This window comes from Cupriavidus sp. HPC(L) (assembly GCF_000307735.3).
In the GTDB taxonomy this organism is placed as follows: Bacteria; Pseudomonadota; Gammaproteobacteria; order Burkholderiales; family Burkholderiaceae; genus Cupriavidus.
Window position 1 is genome coordinate 1 of the sequence record NZ_AMPR02000122.1, and the last position, 8,527, is coordinate 8,527.

The 8,527-nt window shown below is 67.5% G+C and carries 8 protein-coding genes; 2 read left to right on the forward strand and 6 right to left on the reverse strand.

What is annotated here, in order from left to right:
- The 3 genes from B551_RS09115 to phaC form a co-directional block, all read right to left on the reverse strand.
- The coding region (locus tag B551_RS09115; RefSeq protein ID WP_043438356.1) for a 3-ketoacyl-ACP reductase at positions 1 to 729 on the reverse strand (729 nt) is incomplete at its 3' end.
- A 98-nt stretch (positions 730 to 827) separates the two neighbouring features.
- Positions 828 to 2,006, reverse strand: coding sequence for an acetyl-CoA C-acetyltransferase (locus B551_RS09120; RefSeq protein WP_006577376.1), 1,179 nt, complete (start codon positions 2,004 to 2,006; stop codon positions 828 to 830).
- A gap of 141 nt (positions 2,007 to 2,147) precedes the next feature.
- Positions 2,148 to 3,980, reverse strand: a complete 1,833-nt coding sequence (phaC, locus tag B551_RS09125; protein ID WP_006577375.1) for a class I poly(R)-hydroxyalkanoic acid synthase — start codon at positions 3,978 to 3,980, stop codon at positions 2,148 to 2,150.
- A gap of 312 nt (positions 3,981 to 4,292) precedes the next feature.
- Here phaC and B551_RS09130 point away from each other — a divergent pair, with 312 nt between their 5' ends.
- Positions 4,293 to 4,529 (forward strand): hypothetical protein, encoded by a 237-nt coding sequence (locus B551_RS09130; RefSeq protein WP_006577374.1) that lies wholly within the window; start codon positions 4,293 to 4,295, stop codon positions 4,527 to 4,529.
- A 71-nt stretch (positions 4,530 to 4,600) separates the two neighbouring features.
- Here the strand turns inward: B551_RS09130 and pgeF are convergent, their stop codons facing one another.
- Together pgeF and B551_RS09140 are read right to left on the reverse strand one after the other, a co-directional pair.
- Positions 4,601 to 5,464: a peptidoglycan editing factor PgeF gene (gene pgeF, locus B551_RS09135; protein ID WP_157071946.1), complete on the reverse strand. Its 864-nt coding sequence runs from the start codon at positions 5,462 to 5,464 to the stop codon at positions 4,601 to 4,603.
- Complete coding sequence (locus B551_RS09140) at positions 5,451 to 6,674, reverse strand: RluA family pseudouridine synthase (RefSeq protein ID WP_043438362.1); 1,224 nt, start codon at positions 6,672 to 6,674, stop codon at positions 5,451 to 5,453. Before B551_RS09140 ends, pgeF begins: the two co-directional genes overlap by 14 nt.
- 16 nt (positions 6,675 to 6,690) lie before the next feature.
- Between B551_RS09140 and B551_RS09145 the strand changes: the two genes are divergently transcribed.
- Positions 6,691 to 7,524 (forward strand): outer membrane protein assembly factor BamD, encoded by an 834-nt coding sequence (locus B551_RS09145; protein WP_023263940.1) that lies wholly within the window; start codon positions 6,691 to 6,693, stop codon positions 7,522 to 7,524.
- A 153-nt stretch (positions 7,525 to 7,677) separates the two neighbouring features.
- Here the strand turns inward: B551_RS09145 and B551_RS09150 are convergent.
- Positions 7,678 to 8,527, reverse strand: an 850-nt coding sequence (locus B551_RS09150) for an ATP-dependent DNA helicase (RefSeq protein WP_023263941.1), incomplete at its 5' end; no start/stop codon positions are given.

Below are 8,527 nucleotides of genomic sequence, written 5' to 3' on the forward strand. Positions count from 1 at the left end.
CAGGCCGCCGTTCAGCGAGAAGTCGGCACCGGTGGCAAAACCGGATTCCTCCGACGCGAGCCAGGCGCAGATCGAGGCAATCTCCTCCGGCTGGCCCAGGCGCTTGACAGGGATCGTGCCGACGATCTTGTCGAGCACGTCCTGACGGATTGCCTTGACCATGTCGGTGGCGATATAGCCCGGCGACACCGTGTTGACCGTCACGCCCTTGGTCGCGACTTCCTGCGCCAGCGCCATCGTGAAGCCGTGCAGGCCGGCCTTCGCCGTCGAGTAGTTGGTCTGGCCGAACTGCCCCTTCTGCCCGTTGACCGACGAGATATTGATGATCCGGCCCCAGCCGCGATCCGCCATGCCGTCGATCACCTGCTTGGTGACGTTGAACAGCGAGGTCAGGTTGGTGTCGATCACCGCGTCCCAGTCGGCGCGCGTCATCTTGCGGAACACCACATCGCGCGTGATGCCCGCATTGTTGATCAGCACGTCGACCTCGCCGACCTCCGCCTTGACCTTGTCGAACGCCGCCTTGGTCGAATCCCAGTCGGCCACGTTGCCCTCGGAGGCAATGAAGTCGAAGCCGAGCGCCTTCTGCTGTTCCAGCCAGCGCTCACGGCGCGGCGAGTTGGGGCCGCAGCCCGCGATCACGCGAAAGCCGTCCTTGGCCAGGCGCTGGCAGATCGCGGTGCCGATGCCGCCCATGCCGCCCGTTACGTATGCAATGCGCTGAGTCATATCCACTCCTGATCAGATTCTTGTTATCGACGCCGGCGCGCCGGTCGGACGGCGCCATGCCGTCCGCATTGAAACCGCGCGTGCCGGCCCACCCCTCCTCACCGTTCCACGGCGAGCGCCACCCCCATGCCGCCGCCGATGCACAGCGACGCCAGGCCCTTCTTCGCATCGCGCCGCTTCATTTCGTGCAGCAGCGTCACCAGAATGCGGCAGCCCGACGCGCCGATCGGATGGCCGATCGCGATCGCGCCGCCATTGACGTTGACCTTGTCGGTGTCCCAGCCCATCTGCTTGTGCACTGCCAGCGCTTGCGCGGCGAACGCCTCGTTGATCTCCATCAGGTCCAGGTCCTGCACGCTCCAGCCGGCGCGCGACAGGCAGCGCTGCGAGGCCGGCACCGGGCCCATGCCCATGACCTTCGGATCGACGCCGGCGTTGGCGAACGCGCGGATCGTGGCGAGCGGAGTCAGGCCCAGCTCGCGCGCCTTGGCGGCCGACATCACCACCACGGCGGCGGCGCCATCGTTGATGCCCGAGGCATTGGCCGCGGTCACGGTGCCTGCCTTGTCGAAGGCCGGCTTCAGGCCGGCGATGCTCTCGAGCGTCGCGCCGTGGCGAACGAACTCGTCGGTGGCGAACGCCACCGGTTCACCCTTGCGCTGCGGGATCATCACCGGAACGATTTCCTCGTCGAAGCGCCCGGCCTTCTGCGCGGCCTCGGCCTTGTTCTGCGAGCTGACCGCGAACTCGTCCTGCGCCTCGCGCGAGATACCGTATTCCTTGGCGACGTTCTCGGCGGTGATGCCCATGTGGTACTGGTTATAGACGTCCCACAGGCCGTCGACGATCATCGTGTCGATCAGCTTGGCATCGCCCATGCGGAAGCCGTCGCGCGAGCCGGGCAGTACGTGCGGCGCCGCGCTCATGTTCTCCTGGCCGCCGGCCACGACGATCTCGGCATCGCCGGAGGCGATCGCATTGGCGGCCAGCATCACGGCCTTCAGGCCCGAACCGCACACCTTGTTGATCGTCATCGCCGGAACCATATGCGGCAGTCCGGCCTTGATCGCGGCCTGGCGCGCCGGGTTCTGGCCCGAGCCGGCGGTCAGCACCTGGCCCATGATCACTTCGCTGACCTGCTCCGGCTTGACGCCGGCGCGCTCGAGCGCGGCCTGGATGACGATGGCGCCCAGCTCGGGGGCCGGCACCTTGGCCAGCGAGCCGCCGAATTTGCCTACCGCGGTGCGTGCGGCCGATACGATCACAACGTCAGTCATGTTCAGTCCTCTCAATGGAATGCGGATACTGCGGATTCAGGATGTCGATGTCGATGCGGGAGCGGACGAATCAGTGGACGGGCTGCTTGCCCGCCCGGCGTACTTCCCTCTCGCGTTGCCCCGGTTGCGTAGTTCCCTGCCCTAAGCCTTTGCCTTGACGTAGCGGCCAGGCGCCGGCTCGATGGCCGGATAGTCGCGGCTGCCGTACTGCGTCGGTGCCGCCTTTTTCGCGCCGGCGTGCTTGCCGAGCCAGGCAAACCAGTCCGGCCACCAGCTGCCGGGCGCCTCCGTCGCGCCGGCCAGCCAGTCGTTCGGGCTGTCGGGCAGGTCTTCGTTGAGCCAGTGGCTGCGCTTGTTCTTCGCCGGCGGATTGATGACGCCGGCGATATGCCCGGACGCGCCCAGCACGAAGCGCAGGTCATTGGACAACAGCCGCGTCGACGCATACGCCGCGGTCCACGGCACGATATGGTCCTCGCGCGAGCCGTACAGATAGGTCGGCACGTCGATCTTGCCGAGGTCGACCGGCACGCCGCAGACGGTCAGCTTGCCGGGCACCTTCAGCTCGTCCTGCAGATAGGTGTGGCGCAGATACCAGCAATACCAGGGTCCCGGCAGATTGGTCGCGTCGCCGTTCCAGAACAGCAGGTCGAACGGCACCGGCGTGTTGCCCTTCAGATAGTTGTCGACCACGTAGTTCCAGACCAGGTCGTTCGGCCGCAGGAACGAGAACGTGTTGGCCAGCTCGATGCCGCGCAGCAACGCGCAGGGCGCACCAGCCGCGCCGCCGAGCGTGGCTTCGCGCAACTGCACGTGGGCTTCGTCGACGAAGACGTCGAGCACGCCGGTGTCGGAAAAATCGAGCAGCGTGGTCAGCAGCGTCAGGCTCTGCGCCGGACGTTCGCCGCGCCCTGCCATTACCGCCAGTGCGGTCGACACGATGGTGCCGCCCACGCAGAAGCCCAGCACATTGATGCGCGGCTGCCCGCTGATCGCGCGCGCGACCTCGATCGCGCGGATCGCACCGTGCTCGATATAGTCGTCCCAGGTACGCGCCGCCATGCTCGCATCCGGATTGCGCCACGACACCAGGAACACGGTATGGCCCTGCTCGACGATGTGGCGAACCAGCGAGCTCTCCGGCTGCAGATCGAGGATGTAGTACTTGTTGATGCACGGCGGCACCATCAGCAGCGGCCGTGCATGGACCTTGGCGGTCAGCGGCTTGTACTGCAACAACTGGAAGTATTCGTTCTCGTAGACCACCGCGCCCTCGGTGACCGCGACATTGCGGCCCACTTCGAAGGCCGACTCGTCGGTCTGCGAGATCTTGCCGCGCGTCAGGTCCTCGAGCATGTTGCGCAGCCCCGCGCGCAACGATTCGCCGTTCGATTCGATCAGGCGCCGCTGCGCCTCCGGGTTGGTCGCGAGGAAATTGGCCGGCGACATCGCATCGACCCACTGCGTCACCGCGAAGCGGATGCGCTGCCGCGTCTTCGCGTCGGCCTCGACGGCATCGGCCATCTCGCTCATCGCGCGCGCGGTCAGCAGATAGAAGGCCGCGGCGTAGCGATACGGCGCGTTGCTGCGCCAGGCATCGCCGGCGAAGCGCCGGTCGGTCAGCTGCACCTGCTGTTGGTCGCCGGCCGCCATCGCGCGCCACAGGTCGGTGAAACCCTGCATGAAGCGCTGCTGGATCTCGGCGAGCTGCGCCGGGGCAATCTTGATGCCGGGAAATGCAGCGCCGGGGAATGCAGCGCCGGGGAAGCCGGCGCCAGGGAAGGCGCCGCCGGGGAAGCCGCCCAACGCCGCGAACGCTTCCGCGCCCGGCATGCCGCCGGCCGCGCGGCCATTGGCCTGGACCTGCCTGGACCACTCCAGCCATGTCGCTGGATCGAATGGCCCCGGCGTCGATGAAAACGGTGTGGTCTTTTCTTCCTGTCCGGAAGCTGCCGCGCCTTTGCCGGTCGCCATGATGTCGTGTCTCTCTGCCGTCTGATGGTAAGCCGGCCCGGAACGCGTTCAGCGATTCGCTCCGGGAGAACCGGCACGCGGCGCGCTCCTCCGGCCACGGAGCGCGTGCGGTATGCTTGCCGAATGACGGCCAGCGCGCTTTCCACGGCATACCGTGGTGCGGGGCGCTGCGGGCCGCACAGTGACTCGCCGTCCGGGGCATTGTTGCCTTGCAACGATGACGCTGTCAATGCGGGAAACGTCTTGACGCAAAGGCGCTGTGCGGCCGCCGAGTTCGGCCGCGGCAGTGTCCACGAAGAGGATGAAATTCCGATGTATATCGTCGCGATCGGCTGGCTCTACGTCGCGCTGATGATGGCCATTACCGAACACACGGTGGTGGCGGCGATCGCCACCTTCCTGCTGTATGGCGTCGGGCCGGTCGCGTTGCTGCTCTACATTCTCGGCACGCCGGGACGCCGCAAGCGGCGGCGGGCCGCCGAACAGGCAGAAGAACAAGCGGCACGGCAGGCGAAGGCAGCAACGCCGCCGGACGGCGGCGCTGCATGAGGCCAAATGTCATGTCGTTCGGACAATAGAGCAGCGGAACCGCCTCGCTGCCCTGCCACTTGGCTCACCGCCTATCGTTCCTTCGCGGCCGGCTCCAGCCAGACCAGGCTCGCCATCCGCCCGGTCACGCCATCGCGCCGGTACGAATAGAAGCGCTGCGGATCGCTGACCGTGCAGGCATCGCCGCCGTGGACGTCGACACAGCCGGCGCGCGCGAGCCGGGTGCGGGCCAGCGCGTACAGGTCGGCGAGGTACTTGCCCGCCGCAGCGGGCCGGAACGCTCGCAAGACGGCATCGTGCTCGTGCGGCAAGGCCTGCTCGAGAAATGCCGCACGGACTTCGGTGCCGACCTCGAACGCATCCGGGCCGATCGCCGGGCCCAGCCATGCGAGCCACTGCGGCCGCGATCCCGCGTCCTTGCGTTGCGCGTCCATGCGGGCCAGCGTGGCCTCGATCACGCCGGCGCACAGGCCGCGCCAGCCCGCATGCGCGGCACCGACCACCGTGCCTGCACGATCGCACAGCAGCACCGGCAGGCAGTCCGCGGTCATTACCGCGCAGACCTGTCCCGGCGTGGTGCTGATGCTCGCATCGGCGCGCGGCGGCGCGCCGTTCTCCGCGCCGTTCTCCGCACCGTCGACACCATCGGCACCGTCGGCGCCATCGGCAGTCACCACCGCGCAGCCGTGCACCTGCTCCAGCCATCGGGGCGCCGACGGCAGCCAGGACTGCAGGCGCCGCCGGTTCTGCGCGACCGCTTCGGCATCGTCGCCAACATGAGTACCGAGATTGAGCCCGCCGGCGCCGCCGTCGGCGAGACCATATGGACCGCGGCTGACGCCGCCGATGCGCGTCGTCGACAGCGCCCGTACCCACGCCGGCGCGGGCCAGTCGGGTACCAGCTGCGAGAGCCTGCCGGCATCAACGTTGGTCATCGTCATCGTCGTCATCGCCCTCGTAAAGGATGGCGCCATCCCATGCCTCACCGTCGCCATCGTCCTCATCGTCGTAGCGATCGCGCTCTTCCAGCGTGGTGAACTCCAGCGCGTCGATCAACGCCTGCAGATCGTCCGGGGCCGGCGCGCGCCACGACATCGCCTTGCCGGTGACCGGATGCACCAGACCGAGCCGATAGGCATGCAGCGCCTGGCGTTCGAACGGCACCGGCAACGGCGCCTTGATGGCCGGACGCTGGCCGCGCTGGGTAGCGCGGTGATAGACCGGGTCGCCCAGCAGCGGATGGCCGATCGATTCAAAATGCACGCGGATCTGATGCGTGCGGCCGGTCTCGAGCTGGCACATCACCATCGACACGCAGCCGCGTCCGAGCGGCGCCACGCTCAGCGTGCGGAAATGCGTGCGCGAAGGCTTGCCGCTGGCGGTATGGACCACGGCCATCCGGGTACGCTCGCGCGGATCGCGGCCGATCGGCGCATCGATGGTGCCCTCGTCGGGGGCCTCGCCCCACACCAGCGCCAGATAGGTCCGCTTGACGGTGCGCGCCTGCAGCTGCCGCACCAGATCGGTCTGCGCCGTCAGCGTGCGCGCCACCACCATCAGGCCCGAGGTCTCCTTGTCGAGCCGGTGGACGATGCCCGCCCGTGGCAGTGTGGCCGCGGCCGGGTCGCGATGCAGCAGTCCGTTGAGCACGGTGCCGCTCCAGTTGCCGGCGGCGGGATGCACGACCAGGCCGGCCGGCTTGTCGATGACCAGCAGCGCGGCGTCTTCGTAGACGACCTGCAGCGGCACCGGCTCGGGCGTGAAGGCCAGCGTTTCGGGCGCGGCCTGCGGCCTGACCTCGATGCGCTGCCCCATCTGCACGCTGTCGCGCGGCCGGCGTACGGCACCGTCGACGGTCACGGCGCCGCTGTCGATCCACTGCTGGATGCGGCTGCGCGAGAATTCGCTGAACTGCCGCGCCAGTAATTTATCGAGGCGTTCTCCGTGTGCGGCGCTGTCGACTTCCAGCACCAGCGGGACCATGTCGGCGCCGCTTTCCGCCTCGACAAGTGCGGCCGCGGGCAGCTCGTCGAAATCCTCCAGCTCGGTTTCCACCGCCGCATCGCGTGCGGGCTCGCCGTCGAAGGCCATTTGCGGGCTGGCGACCGAGGGGCTTGGGCTATAATGCTTGACGCTTTTTTTCATCCGGAATAGGTTGCCCATGCAATCGATGAGCATGAGACGCGCCAGTTGGCGCGCAAGATTTGGAGCGATTCTGCTCGCGGGCGGCTGCGTCATGCTGTCGGCATGCGGCCTGCTCTCGGAACAACCCGACGAAACCGCGGGTTGGTCAGCCAACAAATTATATTCGGAAGCCAAGGACGCCCTCGACAGCGGCGACTATCCGCGCGCGGTCAAGCTGTACGAAAAGCTCGAGGGCCGCTACCCGTTCGGCCGCTTCGCGCAGCAGGCGCAGATCGATACGGCCTACGCGAACTACAAGGACGGCGAGACCGCCGCGGCGCTGGCCTCGGTCGACCGCTTCATCCAGCTGCACCCGAACCATCCGTCGGTCGATTACGCCTACTACCTGAAGGGCCTGATCAACTTCAACGACAACCTGGGCTGGCTCGGCCGCTTCTCGGGCCAGGACCTGAGCGAGCGCGATCCGAAGGCGGCACGCGCGGCCTACGACGCGTTCCATACGCTGGTCACGCGCTTCCCCGAGAGCCGCTACACGCCGGACGCCGCGGCGCGGATGCAGTACATCGTCAACTCGCTGGCCCAGCACGAGGTCCACGCGGCGCGCTACTACTATCGCCGCGGCGCCTATCTGGCGGCGGTCAACCGCGCGCAGCAGGCCCTGAAGGAATACGATGGCGCGCCGGCCAACGAAGAGGCGCTGTACATCATGATCCGTTCGTACGAGGCGCTCGGCATGAAGGACCTGCGCGACGACACGGCGCGCGTGATGGAGATGAACTTCCCCAACAGCGACTTCATGAAGTACGGCGAGCGCCGCGAGAAGGACAAGCCATGGTGGAAGCTGTTCTGATGCCACTGCGACAGGCATAGGAAGCATAAGAAAAGCCCGGTTCGATCTACCGAACCGGGCTTTTTGTTTTGGCGGCTTGTTTTGGCGGCTTGTTTTGGCGGCTTGTTTTGGCGGCAATCGCGGGCCCACCGGACCGCGGTCGCCCCTGTCGCGCTACGCCTTCTTCAACCCTTCCAGAAACGCCACTACCGTGTCCCGCTCGCGCGTGCGCTTGAACGGCGGCAAGCTTTGCCAGATCTGCCGTCCATAGGGCTTCTCGACCAGCCGCGTGTCGCAGATCACCAGCACGCCGCGGTCGGTCTCGGAGCGGATCAGCCGGCCGGCGCCCTGCTTCAGCGTGATCACCGCATGCGGCAGCTGGTGCACGGCGAACGGGCTCAGGCCCTTCTTCTGCAACGCCTCCATCCGCGCGGCCAGCACCGGATCGTCGGGCGGCGCGAACGGCAGCTTGTCGATCACCACCAGCGACAACGCTTCGCCGCGCACATCGACGCCCTCCCAGAAGCTCTGGCTGCCGACCAGCACCGCGTTGCCCAGCTCGCGGAAGCGATCGAGCAGTTCGGTACGGCTGGCCTGGCCCTGCACCAGGATCGGCAGCTGCAGCCCGCGCTCGGCGAACGCCTCGTACAGCAGGTCGGAGGCGCGCTGCACCGCGCGCAGCGTGGTGCAAAGCACGAAGGTACGCCCGCCGGCCGCCTCGATCAGCGGCAAGGCGGCCGCCACCACCGCGTCGGTGAACTGTGGCGACTGGGGCGCCGGCAGGTCGCGCGGCACGTACAGCAGGCCCTGCTCGCCGTAATCGAAGGGGCTGGGCAGCGACAGCGAGCGGTCCTTGTCGAGCCCCAGCTGCGCGGCATAGTGGCCGAAATTGCCTTTGACCGACAGCGTCGCCGACGTGAAGATCCACGCGCGCGGATGTCCCGCACGCTGGCGCGAGAAGATCGGCGCGATCGACAGCGGCGTGCGGTGCAGCTGCACGGTATGCGAGAACACTTCGACCCAG

What these genes read in the sequence shown, in the direction of transcription:
- B551_RS09130 (WP_006577374.1), top strand. Translation starts at nt 4,293, where the DNA reads ATGTATATCGTCGCGATCGGCTGGCTCTACGTCGCGCTGATGATGGCC.
- phaC (WP_006577375.1), bottom strand. Translation starts at nt 3,980, where the DNA reads ATGGCGACCGGCAAAGGCGCGGCAGCTTCCGGACAGGAAGAAAAGACC.
- pgeF (WP_157071946.1), bottom strand. Translation starts at nt 5,464, where the DNA reads ATGACCAACGTTGATGCCGGCAGGCTCTCGCAGCTGGTACCCGACTGG.
- B551_RS09120 (WP_006577376.1), bottom strand. Translation starts at nt 2,006, where the DNA reads ATGACTGACGTTGTGATCGTATCGGCCGCACGCACCGCGGTAGGCAAA.
- B551_RS09145 (WP_023263940.1), top strand. Translation starts at nt 6,691, where the DNA reads ATGCAATCGATGAGCATGAGACGCGCCAGTTGGCGCGCAAGATTTGGA.
- B551_RS09140 (WP_043438362.1), bottom strand. Translation starts at nt 6,674, where the DNA reads ATGAAAAAAAGCGTCAAGCATTATAGCCCAAGCCCCTCGGTCGCCAGC.